The sequence below is a fragment of the Haloplanus litoreus genome (assembly GCF_045690335.1).
In the GTDB taxonomy this organism is placed as follows: Archaea; Halobacteriota; Halobacteria; order Halobacteriales; family Haloferacaceae; genus Haloplanus; species Haloplanus litoreus.
In genome coordinates this window covers 2,032,149-2,050,828 of the sequence record NZ_CP147874.1, presented here as the reverse complement: position 1 = coordinate 2,050,828, position 18,680 = coordinate 2,032,149, and the positions used below count along the sequence as shown (strand labels likewise).

Annotated in this window: 11 protein-coding genes; 4 read left to right on the top strand and 7 right to left on the bottom strand. The window is 56.9% G+C overall.

Annotated elements, in window-relative coordinates:
- Nucleotides 1–59: 59 nt before the first annotated feature.
- The 5 genes from V8686_RS11055 to V8686_RS11035 form a co-directional block, all read right to left on the bottom strand.
- On the bottom strand, nt 60–3,899 hold the full coding sequence (locus V8686_RS11055) for a hypothetical protein (RefSeq protein WP_379704132.1): 3,840 nt from the start codon (nt 3,897–3,899) through the stop codon (nt 60–62).
- Nucleotides 3,896–4,474, bottom strand: a complete 579-nt coding sequence (locus tag V8686_RS11050; RefSeq protein WP_379704130.1) for a BREX protein BrxB domain-containing protein — start codon at nt 4,472–4,474, stop codon at nt 3,896–3,898. Before V8686_RS11050 ends, V8686_RS11055 begins: the two co-directional genes overlap by 4 nt.
- Nucleotides 4,471–8,154 carry a hypothetical protein gene (locus V8686_RS11045; protein WP_379704128.1) on the bottom strand — a complete coding sequence of 1,228 codons (3,684 nt, stop codon included), beginning with the start codon at nt 8,152–8,154 and terminating at the stop codon, nt 4,471–4,473. The genes V8686_RS11050 and V8686_RS11045 overlap by 4 nt, the downstream gene beginning before the upstream one ends.
- Nucleotides 8,151–8,993 carry a hypothetical protein gene (locus V8686_RS11040; protein WP_379704126.1) on the bottom strand — a complete coding sequence of 281 codons (843 nt, stop codon included), beginning with the start codon at nt 8,991–8,993 and terminating at the stop codon, nt 8,151–8,153. Before V8686_RS11040 ends, V8686_RS11045 begins: the two co-directional genes overlap by 4 nt.
- 258 nt (nt 8,994–9,251) lie before the next feature.
- Nucleotides 9,252–11,393, bottom strand: coding sequence for a DUF262 domain-containing protein (locus tag V8686_RS11035; RefSeq protein ID WP_379704124.1), 2,142 nt, complete (start codon nt 11,391–11,393; stop codon nt 9,252–9,254).
- Nucleotides 11,394–12,129: 736 nt separating this feature from the next.
- Here V8686_RS11035 and V8686_RS11030 point away from each other — a divergent pair.
- The 3 genes from V8686_RS11030 (at nt 12,130) to V8686_RS11020 (ending at nt 14,593) form a co-directional block, all read left to right on the top strand.
- Nucleotides 12,130–12,483: a hypothetical protein gene (locus tag V8686_RS11030; RefSeq protein ID WP_379704123.1), complete on the top strand. Its 354-nt coding sequence runs from the start codon at nt 12,130–12,132 to the stop codon at nt 12,481–12,483.
- 967 nt (nt 12,484–13,450) lie between these two features.
- Nucleotides 13,451–14,062, top strand: coding sequence for a hypothetical protein (locus tag V8686_RS11025; protein WP_379704121.1), 612 nt, complete (start codon nt 13,451–13,453; stop codon nt 14,060–14,062).
- 81 nt (nt 14,063–14,143) lie between these two features.
- The gene (locus tag V8686_RS11020; RefSeq protein WP_379704120.1) at nt 14,144–14,593 is read left to right on the top strand and encodes a hypothetical protein; all 450 of its coding nucleotides are present in this window, start codon (nt 14,144–14,146) and stop codon (nt 14,591–14,593) included.
- Between the two features lie 56 nt (nt 14,594–14,649).
- On the opposite strand, the gene V8686_RS11015 is transcribed toward V8686_RS11020, so the two are convergent.
- A complete protein-coding gene (locus V8686_RS11015; protein ID WP_379704118.1) occupies nt 14,650–15,012 on the bottom strand; it encodes a hypothetical protein in 363 nt (120 codons plus the stop codon).
- Between the two features lie 622 nt (nt 15,013–15,634).
- Nucleotides 15,635–16,387 (bottom strand): HFX_2341 family transcriptional regulator domain-containing protein, encoded by a 753-nt coding sequence (locus V8686_RS11010; protein WP_379828711.1) that lies wholly within the window; start codon nt 16,385–16,387, stop codon nt 15,635–15,637.
- A gap of 258 nt (nt 16,388–16,645) precedes the next feature.
- Here V8686_RS11010 and V8686_RS11005 point away from each other — a divergent pair, with 258 nt between their 5' ends.
- Complete coding sequence (locus V8686_RS11005) at nt 16,646–18,655, top strand: phospholipase D family protein (RefSeq protein WP_407343923.1); 2,010 nt, start codon at nt 16,646–16,648, stop codon at nt 18,653–18,655.
- The last annotated feature ends 25 nt before the right edge of the window (nt 18,656–18,680 follow it).

Genomic DNA, 18,680 nt, shown 5'->3' with positions numbered 1-18,680 from the left:
CCGAACTGAGCAGACCCGAATCGGGCTCCAATCTCGGGAAGGTCTTCGAATGGATCGCGCTAATCGCTCGACTCGACGAGCACGATCGACTCGTCGTCGAGTCCGTCCATCATCTCCTGCAGTCGTCGGAACTGGTCGTCCTCTTCGAGCAGCTCCTCGGCATCTTCAATCAGTCCCCGAGCCCGTTCGACCTCTGGCGGCTCGCCGCCCTCGATGGCAGCCACGACTTCTGCCGTCGTCTCGTGGTCGGGATGTTCGGCTCGGAGTTCCTCAGCGAGTTCCGCCAGTCGTTCTTCGATTTCGAAGGGGTTCTCGGCCTCTTCGAGGAGTTCCTCTACCTCCTCGACGCTTGGCGGTCGCGAGCGGTCAAGGGTCTCCGCCACCTCCGCGGTCGTCGGGTGGTCGGGGTGCTCCTCTTCCAGCCGACGGGAGGCCTCCTGTAACTGTCCCCAGAGGCTCGCTCCACGCTCCGTGCTTTCGAGGAGGCGGCGAGCAGCAGCGTACCGCTCGGCCTGCTGGATGACGGCGGGGTCAACGATGTCTTCCTCCGAGAAATCTGCCCCGTCCCATGCCGTCTCGAAGAGCTCGTACAGGTCATCGATCGTAACCCCGCTGAACTCGACCGAAACTCGGTCAGCTGTCTCTTTGGTGCTCCCATCGTGCGCGTAGAGCCACGTGACGAGACTCGAGGCGATCTGGTCAGGATCGTCTTCAGGAGGACCTTCACCGGTGATTCGCTCGTACTGTGCTTCGACAGTCTGTCGTCGGTGGACCCGAGCGTTGTCGAGCAGCTCTCGGAGTTCCGTCGCATCCGGGACTTCGTTGCCGCCGACTTTCGACTGCATCCGACCCGTAACGTCCGAGCCGATGTACAGACGCTTCATCTCCGCCGTCCCTTCGGAGAACTGTCCCCAGAGTGTCGAGCCCTCGTCGTCCTGCTGGAACAGGTCTCGGGCTCGTGCGAACCGCTCTGCTTGCGCCTCGATATCGTCAGTGGAGAAGTCTTCCGTGTCGAGTTCTCCGCCACCGAGGGCAGGTTCGATCGCGGACTCCAATTCCGAAAGGGAGGCGTCCTCCCCGAACTCGCGACTGACTCCACGAATGGTGCGTTTCACGAGAACACTGTTCTCGTCGACCCAGTCGGCTAGTTCGGACAGCCACGCGTCCGGGTCGCTCCCAGAGGGCGATTCGCCCATGATCGTCTCGACGGTGGTCCGAATCTGATCCGGATCGATGCCGTCGAGCGACTCAAAACGGATCTGGACGTTGCCCACATCGGACTTGTTTCGAACTGCGCGACCGATGGCAGTTGGATCGGTGATGTATGCATCATCCTCACGTAGTGCGATCTCGTTCGCCGTCACGAGCGTGATGAGCAACACCGAGATGGACTCGTACGGGGTACCTCGGTACTTGCCGCCACGCTGGACCGTTTGTGCGACGAGGTCCTCCCCACGGAGCGACTTCTGGTTCTCGTAGTGGTCGAGGAAGTCGCGACACCAGCCGTCGACGAGTTCTCGGTTGTCAGTGTCGATGCCCAGCGTGATGGCATCCTCGCTGGACAGCGGCCAGTCGTCGACACCCCGGAAGAACCGGGCCATCTGCTCGGCATCTTCGACCTGACGAGTCCCGCTCGTCAACACGTATCGAGTCTGTCCGAAGGCGGACTGCACCTGTTCGACCACGACCTGTTCGAACACGTCCTCGTATCGGCCTCTCGTGCTCCCCGTCGGAGTGTAGACATCGGCATCTTCGAGTTGCTCTCGAACCGCCGACTCGAGCGCTCGTTGCTCGGCACGGTGGTCGGCTTCCAAGTCCGAGTGCGTCTCAGTTTCCTTCGAGAGGACTTCCTGCATCCCCATTACCTCTCTTAACCGTTCGACGGTCGATTTCGGGATGTCAACCGCGACGAGGACGTGCTCCCCGCCGTCACGCCCCTCGTTGGTCGACTGCCACGCCTCGACCTGTTCCGTTACAGTATCTGGCTGGTCAGCGACCAATCGAACCCGGATAGCGTCGAACTCGGGTGTCGGTGCTCGCTCTATCGGGTCAAGGATGGAATACTCGAAGCGAAGCGGAACCTTCCGCTCCCCACCGATATCCGGGTCGTGTCGACTCCCGTCAGCGAGGAGGAGGTCACTGCCATCCTGTAGGTACGTCTCCAGCTTTGCGCCGATTCGATGGGACGGGAGTTCACCGGCGAGCCGCTTCGCCCGGGTCAGGATATCCTCCTGTTCTTCGGAGACGAGCAGATACTCCTCGTCGCCACGGTCGTTCGTCTCCGTCAACACCTTTCGATCCTCGACGAGTCCATCCAGCGCGGCCTCGATATCGTCCTGAACGGACGCGACGGAGGCATCGGTCGAGTCGACCATGAGTCGGGCGAGGTTTTCGGGTGTCGACGGAACGGATGCCCGAACCTGATTCAGGAGATAGAGCGCCTTCGCGACGCGCACCGAGAGCGCATCCCCGTCACCGTCTGCAGACGGGATGAGCTTGTTGTCAACCATCTCCTGTACCCACAGGGGCACGCACGTCGTCTCCTCGACCAGCAGGTCGAACAGCTCGTCCCACGTAACGATCGCCCCGACCGTCTTCTCGCCCCACTCAAACCGCGTGAACAGCGACCGGACGAGGATGAGTAGTGCCCGGCCCTGCACGTACTCCTCCTCGGTCACGCGGCCCCGAGGCATCAGTTGCTGTATGACCGTCCGCAGAAGGGAGAGGTCGTACTCGCGGAACGGATAGGACTCGACAACATCAGGAGCCTCGCCGGTGATGTCGGAGTAGGTTTCGAGCGAGAGGTCAGGGGCGCTGTCGAGTGCCGACGTGACAGTCGCCTCACCATCCGAGTCCTTCTGTAACCAGCGCTTCCGAACGATGATCTCGGTGTCAGCTCCTTCGAGTGGCTCCTGCGCACCGTACCACGGCTGCTGTGTCACATCCGATTCCTCGAACTCTCCGTGGATGCGCTCAATCGGGTACTGACCCGTTCCGATGATGGGCGGGTTCGGACCGGTGGCCAGATCGGTCATCGCCTCCATCGTCTCTTGGAACTCGCGGTAACGGTGTCGTCCATCACCGATGAACAGGGCGACCTCGTCCAGCCCGATTAGCAGTTCAGTCTCTGTATATGGCGTACTCAAGGCCTCTTGTGCCTCTTCGATGCGCTCAACGAGTTCCGAGGGGTCGAACGCGTCCGGGTCGACCTCTGCTTCGGCCTCATCGATAGATTGCTTCACCTCAGCAGACGAGGTATACGGTGAGTCATCGAGGGTCGGTACGACCTCGTAGAGCCAGCTGCGGAGCATCGCCCGCTCGCCGTAAACCTCGTCGAACGTCTCTCCGTCGTGTTCGATCTCCTGTAACTGCTCCCAGCAGTCACCGTGGTTCATGTCGAGTTGCCACGCCCACTCCAGCAGCCAGTTTGGATCGGTCGGGTAACCGAGCTCTCGCCCGATTGCCTCGTAGATGAGATACGGAAGCGGGGGTTCCTGTGACGCGTCTCGGTTGAGGAGGTTGAGGAAGACTGGCTTCAGGCGATCGACGTGTGAGTCCGCGATGCTCTGGCGGAGTGACTGGAACCCCGGCCATCGATTCGCCAATTCCTCGCCGAAATCCGCGAATTCCGACTCCGTGTCGGCGGCGAATCCGATCAGTTTCAGGAGGTGCGTTTTCCCGGACCCGAACGTCGCCGAGATGTAGAGAAAACGGGGATCTTCGTGGGGATACTTATCGACCAAGTCACCGAGTCTCGTCAGGACGCTCCGAGCACTCTCAGTCTCGTAGAACTCGCGAACGTCGTTCTGGGCCCGTTCGCGTGCGTTGACCTTCTGGACTTCTTCGAGTTCCCGAGTTGGAGACTGCTGGAAGATGTCGTGGATTCGTGGTTCGCTCATTGGAGATGCACCCCCTCGATCCGGCCGTCGATTTGATGAGCCGGGTAGTAGTTGCGCGATTCCTCGCCGAAGAAACTCAGCTTGCCGCCGACGATATCACCGGGGAAGGGGATGCCGATTGTCGACTGGACGTTGCGGCGGTCGAGTTCGTCCAACAGCTCTGACGCCCTCGTGAAAGGATAGAGGCTCCCGAGATGGGTCAATAGCACGACGTGCCGTTGCTTATCCGGGGTATCGATCTGTGTGACCATCTTCTCGACGAGTTCCTCCGCGAGGTTATCTTGGAGCGTGTCTTTGATTTCTGCCGGGTCAGAGCCCGCACCAAGGTCAACGGCGAGCTCGAACACGTCCGTCTCGACGAACAACTCATCAAGACGGAGGACTTGTATCGTTCCATCGTCCGGGAAGCCGTCGGTCTGGTGAGGGTCTTCGGCCCAATCGGTAACCCAGTCCGCGACACGTCGCTCGAATTTGGGTTTGACCGGCACGATTACGAACGGGTTCCGGATTCCACGTCGACCATCCGCGAACTGGGCAAGGCGTTCGGTAAAGTCATTGAGTGGGCGCTTGCTCATCGGACGATCACCCCCGCGTCGGTTCGCTCGATACTCAGATCGTGTCTCTCTGCCAACCGCTCGAGTTCGGTCTCGACCGAATCACGATCAGCCGGGAGCACCCCGATTGCGGTGACATCAGATGGGTCTCGGTCTTCGACAATCTCTCGGAGGTCGTCGAACGTGGCCCGCAACGTCTCGACATCGTCACCCACGATGGCATCCAGCGGGCCCGTATCGAGCAGCGTGTTCGTGGCTCGGATGAAATCATCCGCCTCAGAATCGGTCGTTCCTCCGACGACCGTTGTGACAGCCCCGGAGAGACTGTCGTACCACTGGGTAACCCGGCGAAGGGGCGTGAGATACTCGGCCTCGAATCCGGATCGGATATTGGATTCGAACTCGGTGGCGGGGCGCAGCCACGAATGGTCTCGGAGCTCGTCTACAAGGGCAGCAATTCCCGACTCATCGAACTCCGCCCATGCCTCTTCGAGGGCTCCCTCAAGGGATGGTGAGACCGTTCTGGCGTCGTTAAAGCGGTCCCACCCGTCGTGTGTCCACCAGTCTCCGTCGTAGCTCTCGATGCTCTCTTGAAGTGTCTGGCTGGCAGTTTCGCATTCACTGGTCAGCCATCCATAGGACTCTTGCGCCAGCACGAGCTGGGCATCCAGCTGGGCCAGTGCGGTCAGACGGAGATTCCACACCTCTGTGGCGTCATCGTACCATTCCTGCGCCGAATTGGTGGCTTCCACTGTAGCTTCCCAATCCGTATCTCCGGATTTCACCGCTTTTCGCCGCTCATTCGCCTCTTGCTGCCGTTGCCCCAGCGTCTCGATGAACGACTCCAGTAGGCTGTGGACAGAGTCGGTCTCGATATCGCTCTCGGCGACCAGCTTCACGTCTTCTGCCAAACTGTCGAGGCGACGACTGAGCGCATCGTTCGCCTCTTGCAGCCGGACGATTCCATCGGGGACGGTTTCGGTCGTATCGATGTATCCACCCTTTTCGAGTGCCTCCCGCACCCCGCTCCCTGCTGTGATCTTGAGCCGCGTCGTAGTCAGTTCGCTGAGGTCGATTACGGTATCGAGTTCGAGCGAATCGCCCGTCTCATCGACGGGCAGGAAGTCCTCTTTCCGGCAGAGCCCCCAGATAATCGCGCACAGTGCTGGGCGAGCATCTTCGTAAATCGGCTTCCGCTTGACGATTCCATCGAGAATCGTAGCCATCGCGAGACTCCCACCGCTCTGCTTCAGCTGTTGGCCCGTAAACGCACGGACGTTGTTCTGGATGGATCCACCATGCGTCTCAGGGTCCTCGGTAGCGACTTCGATCTGCCGAGCCCAGCTCGGGAGTGGATCTTGTGCAGTGAGGCTCTGGAGTTCCTGCAAGTGTTCCTCACCGATTTGTAGCATCACCGGATGGAAATCGTCCGGGTAGCAGACCTCGATGAACTCATCTACGGCGGTGCTCACCCCCCGGATATCCCTCCTATCCTTGACCGCGAACGAACCACTCCTGAGTGCCTCGGCAATCTTGCTGCGGGCCTTAGTAGCGCGATCAGAGAGGTCGCGTTCTACGGACTGTGGTAGGGTGTGGTCACCGACAGCGGCCCGGAGCGACCACCACTCAACGAGCGTGTCACGAAGGTCGTTGAGTCCGTCTCCTCCGATGGTCCACTCTAACGGATTGTCGTCGTAGTCCAGTTCGTCCGCGTCTGGAGACAGCCCCTCGACAGCGATAGCAACCTCAAGCGCATCATCAGCCTCGATTTCCGTGTCTATGGGAGTTCCATCGATAATGAACTGATACCGGACAGGGTACTGCTCACCGGTGTCCCCGTACTCTGCCGATTTGGGCAGCGAAAGGTCCCGGACGATGTCGTCCCAGAGATGCTGGTCGATAGCATCGATAATGGCGTTCCAGTCGGGCGTGTCGAGATTCTGTTCCGCCTCCTCGTAGATCTCTCGTTCCTCCTGATTTGCGAACGTGTACTTCGGTCCGACTTCGTCGTGGGACGGCCTGATGAATTTCCGTAGACGCTGGAGCGATTCTTCAACGCGGTTCTCCATTTGGAACTGCGTTGGTCCGTCGAGATCGCTCAGTATAGCGACGGCCAGATTGCGTTCGGTCATCGGTATTGTCTCCGGAACGTGCTGGAGCAGGAGAACCGCCTTCGACACGTCGACATCCGTGGCCTCCAACGCTCCGCTCTCGTACTGCTCCTCAATCTCCTCGATTACTTCTACGTCTTGAGGCGTAATGTCCTCAAGTTCTGGCTCGATGAGGTCGTAGAAGTCGACCAGCGAGATGACGTGTGTCTCCTCGTGCGTGGCCTCTTTCATCCACTCCTGCAGGAGCCCATGTACGAGCGCCAGTATCGCTCGGGCAGTCCCTGAGAAGATTGATTTGGCCGGGTCATTCGCCTTCTGCCGAAGGTGGGAAAGAATATCGAGGAACAGCGCTGGCTGGTACGGCAGGAACGGATAGAAGTCGAGGAGATGCCTCCGGTCGATATCGTCGAGCGGTGGTTCCGTGTTCTGCTCGATTCCAGAGTAGACGAGGAGAGTCTCCGGCTCGTTGCTTGCTTCTGTGAGGATGCGCTCTGTCGCTGTCCGGCCAGAGTCAGTCTTCTTCAGCAACCGCTGTGTCGCAATCTCGCCGACGTGCCTACTCGGAAGTCCGAATCGGTGGGGGAATCGATCCTTTACGATACTGAAGTCCGCGCCCCGGGCAGCGAACATCGGCTGCACGTCCTCGATTTTCGCCTGTGCGGTCGCCACCAACTGGATGTTCCCCTCACCGACCTCATCGACGTTTTCGGCGAGTGTCTGGAGTTCGGTGAGACGGTCGAAGTCCGTTCCGATGAAGAGACTCACCTCGTCGAGCAACAGGACAAGCTTGACCGGCCGGGCCGCTTCTGCCTCGCGCTCACTCCGGAGTTCCTCGAGGCGCTTGACCATCGCTTCGGGGTCGAGATCCGAAGGCGTCAGGTCATCCAGTCCATCTTCCGTCCCCGTCTCCTCTTCAAAGAGGGTCGGGAGAACCTCGTTGGCGAGCGCGCTGTACTGTTGTACGTCGGCCCAGTCGTACTTGCTTGGATCGCCTACCGTCTCGTTGAGCGCCGCCCGAGCACGGTCCGTCCGCTCCGGCCATGCATCGGTGGTTCGGTACCAGTCCTCGAAGTACGCTACATCAAGCTGCGTAGAGAATCCTCCATCAACACCGGAGAGATGCTCCGAGGAGTGAGCGGTACGGAGGACGATCTCGCTGAAGCTGCGTTCCTTCTGACCCTGATACTTCAGCAGATTCACCGAGACGGGGATGACCTCGTACTCCTCGTGGATGGAGTTCCATGGGTCCTCTAATTGTGGCAGCTCACGGCCATCCGTGAGTTGAAGCCAGACATCATCCTGCTGGCGGAGCCACTCGCTGTCCATCAGCCCTCTGAGAACACTCAGAAGATGACTCTTCCCGCTGCCGTAGTAGCCGTAGAGCCAGTAGTTGGCCCCAGACCGCATATCCTCAGAGCGCCCCAGCAGTCGGGCGAAGAAGTCGTGCATAAAGTCCTCAGCCTCATCCGTCACATGGTAGGTGTCAATAGAGTCGAGGCGGTGGTCTCTCCCGTCATCTTCCCGGTCGATACGAACCGATTCCTCGAAGTCTGCACCCACATCGGCTGCGAACCAGTCCTCACCAGTCATTCGTCGTCCTCCGGCGTCTCAGCCCACCCATAAGTCTCAGCCACCGGCTGAAGTCGTACCTCTCCGTGGATTCCACTGGTCTCCCAGCTCGGATGGTCGGAGAGGCGTTCAGCCAACGAGTCCCAATACTGCTCGGGCTGGAAGAGATAGAGCCAGCCAATGGGAAGCGTCAGCCAGTCTTTCCCGTCATTTTCCCACGAATACCCTGCCGCCACGAGTAGCGGAACGGTGCCGATATTCGGCACCTGACCGTGCAGCGCCTGCTGAGTTTCGAGGACACCGATCTCGCGCATCACCGAGCGGAGTCCCTCTCCCCAGCGTCGTGTAGTCGACTCGGCATAGTCGAACTCACTCCCATCGTCGTAGTGGAACTCATTCAATAGGCGCTCAACGGTCTCCTGCTCGAAATCGAGTCCACCCACACCCGTCTGCCTCATTCGGCTCGCGTATTGGTGGACGGTGTACTTGACGAGCGGGTCGTCCTCGAGGAGATAGAAGTAGAGCACCTGTGCTTTGTCCCGGTGGTTCGTACATTGGTCAAAGATTGAGGGGAGTTTGGTGATAGCCGGCAGGTTCGAGCGAGCGGTTTTGAATCGGGAGCTAAGAACCCGATAAATCTTCTTCGAGCTGTCTCGGGTACTCCGGTCGTCATATCGTTCAGTCTCCCATCTCTCTTCGACGACCGTCCAGTCGCGGTGACGTGTATAGAGCTGAGAAATCTGCTCAGCCTTATCTACCAGCAGGCCACACATCGTAAGCGCCATCGATACCTCTTTTCGAGAAAACCTCGCGTCAAGTGATGGAAGAGTATCCCCTTCCCCGTCTGCACGAAGAGCCATTATAGGACTCCACCCAGCGGTGGCACTTATTTGATAGGGAGTATCTGAGCCGGAAAGGTGGAGTCTACCGACGATGCCACGCCCCAACCTCCAAGCAACCGTTGCCGATGAGGGTACTTGCGTGCGGTGTCAGTCGTCGCTTGAATCTTTGATTCCTAGCACCCCGGGGGGAGGGAGTTTGTCTGTAGCGGGCCGAGGAATCTCGAACTAATGGAAGTTCTGTAAGTTCACCATCTGAAACAGCCTTTTAGGAATGGATTAGGCCGCCGGGAGGGACACATTCGCTGAAATCGCTTCCTCGCTGGGGTACCATGTATGTTTATTCCGTTCAGCCAACCCAACGCTGCGAAGGCGGCCAAGGATCGAGCCGACATTGCCCCGTTCTTTCCCGGCCGATTCAGGGTTCTCGAATGGAGAATCAGGTAATGAACTCACTTGCCGGTGGATGACGCGCCTCACTGCGCCGCTCTCGTTCTCGCATAGTGCCCGGAGGACGTACCGCTCCTCGTGGGTGAGAACCTCAATTGCATCAGTCGGATTTTCGATTCCGCCGAGTCGTGTCTCGGGAGTGGGCCAGTGTTCGAACACGAAGTCGATAAGCGTCTCCTCGCGGTCCTCGATATTCTCGACTGACCACTCCTCATAGTTCTCGCCGACATCCGACTGTACCCAGAGTTTCGAGTTCGGATATCCTTCATCACGCTTCGTTTCGAACGGAGCGTTACCCCAGCTCGAGTTCCACGACCCGCTCGCCAACGTCAGATTCCCCAACCGATCGACGTACGCCTCATATCGGGCTTCTGGGCTCGGGTAGTCTCCAGCATCTTCGAGTGGGAGTTCGTCGGGAGTCCGGGACCAGATGTGTTCGACAGTATAGTCACTCCCCATCGCCTCTGCTAGCGAAATACTCCCCTTCTCCTTCTCCTTGGCTGCCCGATGTTGGTTGTAGAAGTAAAAGAGGTAGCGGAGGTCCTGTGAGGTAACCTTCGAGTATAGATTCGAGGACTTCAGCGAACGTCTGAACTGTGAATCATCCTCGTATCTCTTCATGATATTCGCAATCTCACTGACCCAAACATCGAGAGGACTCTCCTCGTCAAGATCCCTTGCCCGGATGTAGAGGCTCGACTCCCCCGTATGGCTCCGGTGATTCCCAATCGAATATACCCTGAAGATGTAGGTCTCAATTGCTTTCAACAGCTCGTACCGCTCTTCGTCGTCAAAGTTGGGCCACGCTTTGAGTAAGATGGGATAGAACTTGGTTGCGTGTCGGAGCTTGTGAATGCGGTCAATCAGGTCATCGGGCCCGCCACCGCCAGTCCGGTCGAGGATGTCTGCCAGCGCTTTGAACCCGCGCTCAAGGCTGCTGGTGTAGTTGGTGATGTACTCTAAGCATTCCTCCGGGTCTTCCATCCGGAGCGTCCGCACGTGCGATTTCAATTCATCGAGGAAGGTCGGGTCGCTATGCTCTTCCGAAGTTGACCAGTCGAAGAAGGAGATGAAGTGGTATCGCTGGACTGCGTCATCGCTGATATCGCCGACATACGGGGACTCCAGCATCGTCTGGTGGTAATTATACATCTCCCCGAACTCCTGTCGAATCTGCCGGATAGCACTGTATGCTTCGCTCTCTTCCTCTGCCGCGAGATAGGCTATGCGCATCAAGAACGACTTCGTCTTATCGAACGTGGAGAGAGATCGCCCCCGATCGTTGACGCTGTCGAAGATGAGTGTCGCTTTCTCTGGGCTGCCAGCATCGACGACATACACCATCAATTCGAGTTCCAAGATGGTCTCCCAGAGCTGTTTGAGTTCGTTTGCAACCTCGATAGGGACAGCTTCTGGAGACTCTGTTAGCTCCGAGATGCGTTCATCGAAGAACTCCTTCGCATCGATCATCTTCCGCTGCGACGGCCGCTCCGGGTCGGGGACGTTGCGTCCGTCGAGGATTCGCTCAAGGTAGTCGTTGTCTTCCTCGTCGAGAAGCTCGAGTTGGTAGATATTATCCTCGACGTGGAGTGTCTCTCGCATCTCTTCCACGTCATCGAGGATCTCCTCTTCGTGGTCCGTCTGTGGAGCGAGGACTTCCAGTTGCTCGGTCATGGACTTTACCAGAAGTGCGAGAGATGTGAGCCGCTGCTGACCGTCAATCAGTAGATTGATTCGCTTCTCAGAGGACCCACCGTAGCTTCCATCAGTACCGCCAGTCTTCCTGTCCTTCGTCTCCTGAATGATGAACGTCCCAAAGTAGTGCTGTTTGCCTTTCGGGAGCGTGTAAAGGTCCGTCCAGAGATCATCCCACTCCAGCTCAGTCCATGAGTAATAACGCTGGTACTCAGGGACGTGGAACACCCTGCAGTCACGAGTTCCTCGAGAGACTTCTTCCCCGATTCCATACATCGGGTGTAGCCAGTGGACACAAAATTCCTGCGGGTAGGAGAGTCAACCCAACTCGGACACCGAAATCTGGAATCACAGAACCTCGCAACGATACTGTAATCGGGGTTCAGTATGACACACCCTGCAGATGGTGGTTCGGGTACAGTATCTACCCATGTACGTCTGGTGTTGAGTCCGGTTGGGCAGATCTCTTGTCAGGAGGCGGACCGCGGCTCTGGAACTAACAGAATTTCTGTTAGTTGCTCACCAGACCCGGATTTCACTGTGGGCCGAGGAGTTACGAACCATCCACAAGGTGGCTCCTCCATCGTTCGATAGCTCGGCCATAGCTTCGACCGAATATACTGCCACACCCGAGGCAAACCCAGAATCCAGTAGACTCCTGACGAAGTTCAGCCCTCTCACCGAACTGTTCGGGACAATACCGAGTCATATTCTTCCCACGCTGCCCGACTGCAATGGTTTGTCGTCGATGGGAGGCGTATTGGATAGGGAGAACCGCATTTGATTCGTTAACTGAACACGTATTTTTGGAACTCGTGGCTTGGCTGCATAGGGTCCGAGAGTTACCGGCCGGGAGGGCATCGAGCGACCATTCTGTATGTCTCTTAGTAGTCACACAATACAGTATGAATTAGAAAACCGATAGACAAAGCATCCTTCTCGATCAATATATAAATATCAATTTCAATACGCTAGTTTATAGCCGGACACGAATTCTGTAAGGCTGTATCCTATGAAAGATACGACCAGCATAGAATTGGAATCGCTGTTGAGCAACCTGATTGAAGATGGAGCGGTGGCAGTGACCATCTCTGATGATTGGTCCACGTCTGGCATCGTCACAATCAGTGCATTCGGGACCTCACTCGAGAAATTTGAGGAGCTGATGGCGAGATACGGAGAAATTGAATCTGTCGTGTTCGAGAGCGAAGAGAAGCAGTGCATCATCGAATTCGACGAGTATGCACCATCAGCTTACGGGACGAAATTCCTGTACTCCAAGAACGGATGGAACTTCGTTGAAGAAGCGACCCCCATTACTCGCGACGAGGGAATGGAGCGTTTCCGTAGCCACGTGGTCGGATAGCGCCCGAATACGATTCTGGCCCTACAACAGAGAAAGGTGGTCAGGCCTCCGCCAAACAAATCGGCCATACTATCATGAGTCACATACCACAGGACAATTTCGATTCAGCACATGTACCGGATTTGAACGTCGATTACGGTGAGATACACCGTCGATTGACTGAACTAGCGAAGAGCCTTGATGGGTGGAGGGTTTCGGTTGCACCATCCCCGCTATCAGTTCCTCTAATCGGGCTTGATAATGTCGGTGAAGCCGATTCCATCTTCACAGTTTCGAACCCGACTCAAGTCTGCATTTTGCCCGTTTCAGAATCCGAGTTCATTGCGTTACCATGTCAACTTCAGCCAACCTCTGCGTCAATCACCCCCAACGAGTCGACGGGTAAGGTGGAGAAGGTGAGCACGTCGTGGATGGTTGTTGTTGGTGGCGCTGATATCGCGGAAGCATGCAAAACCCCAGAGCCGACACTGACGGGTGCACTTGAGCGTGTGCGAGACATCTGTGAGCGGATTGAATAACTGAGAGCTCTAACGCTCACCTCGGATGAGTTTCGTGTCGGGACAGGGATTCTTGAGACTGTGTTGAATCCAATTAGTGTCAGTCTATGGGCTCGTACTGACTGTCGGACTCGCTTTACTCACTCGGGGATTCCCTGCCTGTTCTGAAGTACGCTAATTGGCTATGACTGCGGTAAGTCCCTCGATTAACTAATGGAATGTTTGTTAGTTGGATAGCAGACGGGAAGCAGGAATATGACATAGCAGCACTACCGCGAGTGGGGGATAAGTTGAGCACCGAGCAAGTGGGGGAAGGGGGTACGAAAAGATGCTACGAGAAGTCGCCATAAACCCATTCTTTCGACGTGTACTCTCATAGAGAGTAGTCGGAAAACGAATTGCCCCATATCCACCCATCAGACACACCGTTCATAATGTAGGGTGCACCACGGTGTTCACCCGGTTGTCTCATGGGTAGACCAAAGCAGTTCAGCTACGTCATCACGGCTATGGTAGTCATTGGTCGTTCTAAAGAATCCAGAGAGAAGTCGAGGAGATTCCTCCAAGCAGTATACGACGGAGGTGGGAAAGCCCGAACGAGTGAGATACGACAACGATCCGGGTTGAGTCGTTCAGATATAAAATACCGGTATGAGTCGCTGGAGGAGAAGGGACTAATCTCAATCGCATACGATGAGGAGGGCGTTGCAGGACCCAACGAGTCCGCTCAGAAGATTGCCATTCTCACAGACCTTGCCTGCGAGGAGATTGAAAACAAAGGGCTGCTTCAGGGTGGACACTACCAACCAGAAAATGCCACACGTGACGTTGACGAGTTAGCAGCACAAGTGGACACGCTCACAAAGCGTGTCAGGGCCCAAGAAGAGCAAATCGAACAGCTACAGAGATACATCACCGAGACCGTGTATCGGAATATCAGTATGTTACGGTGGTCCATTGCTCGTCTCGAAATCGCGGTCGAAACGGATGATCGGCCGTTGGATTCACTTGACCCCAGCGAGCGAATATCGGCACTCAAGCAACGTGTCAAGGAATTTGAAGTCGACCACGTAACCAAGTGAGGAGGTTGGTACAACCGGAGCAAGAGCGATTGAGTGGGTCGTGCGCTATGTATAAAGTCGGTAATGGAATCTCTATTAGTGATGGCATTCACCCCTCCTAATCGAATCAAGCGACTGCATATCGACAGTAAAAATCCAGAGAACAACACAGGACTCGCTTTTCAGAATACACGGTTATATCGTAATGCGGGCTACAGCGTCGGTACCGATGTGAAGGTGGTCGGAGTTGGTGGGGTTCTCGTACTGGCTTCGAAACAAGTTGACGATGGTCAGCTATTGGAACTCATGTCGATTCTCTCTGCATCGGACGGAGGCGGTATGGGAGAGTCAGTGACTACGAGGGTCCGTTCCTCTGGTGATAATGGAATGGAAATCACCGTGACGCGACCTGCCCGGTCAGTTGGTCTTCTCAGGAATCAGAAGATGCAACCGAGAAGCTTCGGCAGGGATTCTGGACTGATTATTTTGATTCCGGAAAACGTCGATACTAGGCCAGTGGAAAAAGCGGTATCGATGGTCTTCGACGAATGACGGCGTGTCGCACGCCGACCGTATTGTTGTAGAAAGACTCTGCCTCTTCTAAGGGATCACACCTGTCCTACGGAGAGCTTCTTTCGCTCCCACCCGGGCGGATCGCGGCGACTGTGCACCGAGCCGTTCCACTGGTGGCATCGCGCGAACTCGATGAGATGCTCGAGCTGCTTCCGGCGAACGTACGTCTCACGCGTCAGAGAGGGATGTAGCGGAGGTGAGTCCAATTCAACCGACTGAATCACTGTCTCAAGATATTCATCGACTGAGAGCAACGCGTACATCTCGCGAGGATACCGAACCGGGAATTCGCTGTAGCTGAGCTCCCGGGCCGTTTCAATTTCCTCTCGCGCCCGGAGGAGTGCATCACGAATTGCCTTGTCGAGCTCGTCTAATTCAGGCTTGCTATCTTCTGGCATTACAGCCGTCAAGAAGGTACGTCCGGCTAAGCACTTATCTCAAGACCCTATGAGCAGTGTTCAGCAGAAGTCGGGAGAGTGCCTCCGACCTCAAGGAGCGGGCGAGTGCGATGGGGTACTCTACAGAGCGGGAGGCCCTCTCTTGTCCCTGTCTCCAAAGCAATTCAAGCGGGGTCATAACACCGGTTGTAGCCGAGGCGGTACCAACAGTAGCGGTAGGTGTTGGTAGCAATCCAACCTACCAGTGTTGGTAGGCGGGGTCGAGGGTGAGATGGTTGTAGCACCCCGGGGGGAACCCCTATGGGTGGTAGACCCCGGGCTAACCGAGAGAGTCTAGTAAGGTATTACAGAGAGAGGTCAGCTAGGTTTTGACTTTATTTCTTACTTTGGAGGGCTGAACCGGTGAGTTGCTACCAAATTCCCGCCAATCTGTCCTGCCAACATTGGTAGGTTGGCAGGTTGTGGTAGTTCACCGCTGCTGAAGGGGCCTCGGCCCCCGCTTCAGCGTCTCTACTGTATATTATCCTACGAATTGTGCGTATATAGCCTTCGTGGTGAGCCTGTCTTGCCGAGGTAGTCAGCTCTCACCTATGGTGGGAGAATAATACTGGAGTTATATCCGTCACACCACGAGCATATACTCGAAGGCTTGAAGGTGACTTCGGCCACTATCCGTGATCTCGACCAGTGTCCGTCGTCCAACGGTTTCGAGCGTGATGTACCCCTTCTCTTCGAGTGGATTGGTGACCCGAGCTTCGAGCGTTCGGTACTTCCCGCGCCGGCTCTCCGTCTCGGATTTCTCGATGAAGGGGAGTGACTCTCGCTGACCAAGGTCAATCAACTCGCTCTTCGAGAGCGGCCCGTCATCGCGTAGGGCCTGAAGGATTCTGATGTGTTCGGTTGTCGGTTGCTCTACTGGGTACGCAGGGAGGGCGAAGGTTTCCTTGATTCCTTTCGACAGGGGCTCCTGCCCGTCGAACTTGTACTCCTCCGCCCGCACGTAGTACGGAGTAGCCCCTTCAGCCATGCAGGCAATCATCCCGCCGATAGCCATCACCTTCGACCCGGATGCGAGATTGACGTAGACCTGATGCTCCGCGTTCTCCCGGATGAGTCGTGCCACGGTCCCGATTGAATCGTAGAGTGAGAAGATGTCGGCTTCACGACTCTCGACAGTCACACCTGCTTCCCGGAGATCTTCGCGCACTTGGTCGTGGTACGGAGGGCGCTCTTCGTCATCACGGTAATCAATCAGCACCGCGCGGTCCGCCTTCTGATTCAGAGTCGGGAGGAGGATCCGCTCGTACTCGTACCCCAGCGGGGCGATATGGACGCGCTCGACGACATCCATCTCCCGGCTTTGCCCATCTTTCATACTCTACACTCTCGGTTATGTCATTAATACCAATTGTGACGATACAGTCGTCAATGTCGTTACTGTCGGCATAATTGTTAATGTTCTAACAATCAATCACCGCAACATGGCCGCGTCAGGGAAGCAGAGACCTCCCACCCAGTTTGGAGGATGGGTCTGGTCGGCTCGCAGATTGTCTGTAGCCGTCCTAAGTGGCCGGAGGTAAACATGGATTACACGATTCCAATCACAGTTCCGACGCGAGACGGCGGAGAGGAGGTGGCGATCGACCTCGAACTCGCGATGGTCAAATCGTGGCCGACGTTCGTCGATTACTTCGGTGACGCACGCGTGCTACGCGCAGTCACCTACTCCCAATCGCCACAAATCATCCATCAGCTGTTCGCGAGTAATGATCTCGACCTCGAACAACTGGAGGTCGTGGTCGGGGACTACCGACAGGCAGAGTACCGTAAAGACCTACAAGGTGATCTCGACCTCGCGAAGCATCTCACCCACCTGCTGGAGGAAGACCAGCTGAATCTCTACACGCTGGACAAGCGGGTCACGCTCCACAGCAAACTCTACCTCGCGGAGAACCGCGATGGGTCTCGAACAGTGGTGTTCGGCTCTCCGAACCTCTCGAAGCAAGCATGGTCGGGGAACCAGACCAACCTCGTCGTGGTCTTCCGCACTAATGGAGATTCCATTATCGACGAGTATGCCGACCGGCTCTACGAGGCACACCGCGAGGAGTGCGAACTGTTCATGAAGGACCTCACGGAGCAGCTCGCAGAAACTGACGATCCAGAGGAGCGAGACCGGGTCTACGACCTCTGGGTAGACGGAACCGTCCCGTCCGACAATCCGACCGGCGACCTCCACCGTCGCATTGTGGAGATGTTCGACGAGGACGACGAGCGAGTTCGGAGGGTCAACGTGGTTTCGGAGGCCGAAGAGGCCGAAGAGGTCGTTGCTCTCCAAGCAGACGGGAGCGGAGATGTCGAGGCGACAGATGTCCAGCCAGACCGGCAGATGCGGCTTTCGCCACAGGGGCTTGAGGAGCCAGTGAAGCAGGCTGAGTCGACGCTCTCGCGGCACAATGTCTCGGTCAAACCCACCGAGCTACGGGGATCTGCAGCTGGTTTCGACCGATATCTTCGCCGGTTCAACGACGACTTCCCGACGATGTGGGTGAACCGAGAGAAAGAGCTGGTCCGGATGCAGCTCGACAACACGACCCTCGAGATGACGGCTCCGCTACCAGACGATCCGGAAGAGGTCTCAGAGGCGCTGGCACACATCGAGGAGTACATCGAGACGGTCGACCGATTCGGTGACGCGAAACGGTCAGAGGAGACGATGGCCCACTTCTACGAGGCCGTCATCTACGTCTTCTGGGCTCCGTTTGCGAACTACTTCGCGCAGGAGTACGCCAACCGCGATGGTGCTGAGTTGGACAAGGACCTTCCTTTCCTCTACATCCACGGACAGAACGATTCGGGGAAGGGGATGTTCCTCCGGTTCGCAGCGAATCTCATCTCGAGCGGTGTCGTCGCCGAACCGGTCGAGGGGCAACAGTTCACTAAGGACGCCATCGAGCGCTGTCGCTCGTCGAACACGGTGTTCCCCTTCCTCGTCGACGACGTTGACAAAGACCGGGTCGAGCGAGACATCATCAAGACCTACTGGACGGGCGCGTGGGATGGATCGGTCGCCTTCCCGACGTTCGTGTTCACGTCGAATGACGGGAACCCGAAGTCGGAGTACAGGACCCGGATGAAGATGCTTGAGTTCGATGTCGTGTTCGACGTGGAGGGGCACGAGCGAGAGGAGACTGCCCGACTCATCAAAGAGCGGAATCAGCTCTTTCCGTGGTTCGCTCATCTGCTCTTCCAGAAGCAAATCACCCTCCCCGATCAGGACGACAAGCTCGCGGTCGCTCGTGAGGTATTCCGGGAACTCTACGAGTACGCAAACCGGGAGCCACCGGTCTACTTCCCGAATGACGGGCCTGCGGAGCGTATCTACGACCACGGGCGTCGGAAGTGGCGGCAGGCTTACCAGACAGGCCTATTCACCATCGAAGAGAAGAACGACATCCTGCTCGCCGACTTCTCCGAGAACCTCGACGGCTATGCGGTCTTCAAGTACGACAAGGTCGTTCCATCGACGATCCGCACCGAAGTACAGAAGACTCGAATCCAGTTCGACCAGCCGGAGCGATTCTACGAGTGGACTGGAATCGAGCCGAAGTCGACTGGGTGGTGGGGCAGAATATGGAAATAGGTGGTCCAATATGATATCACGGAAT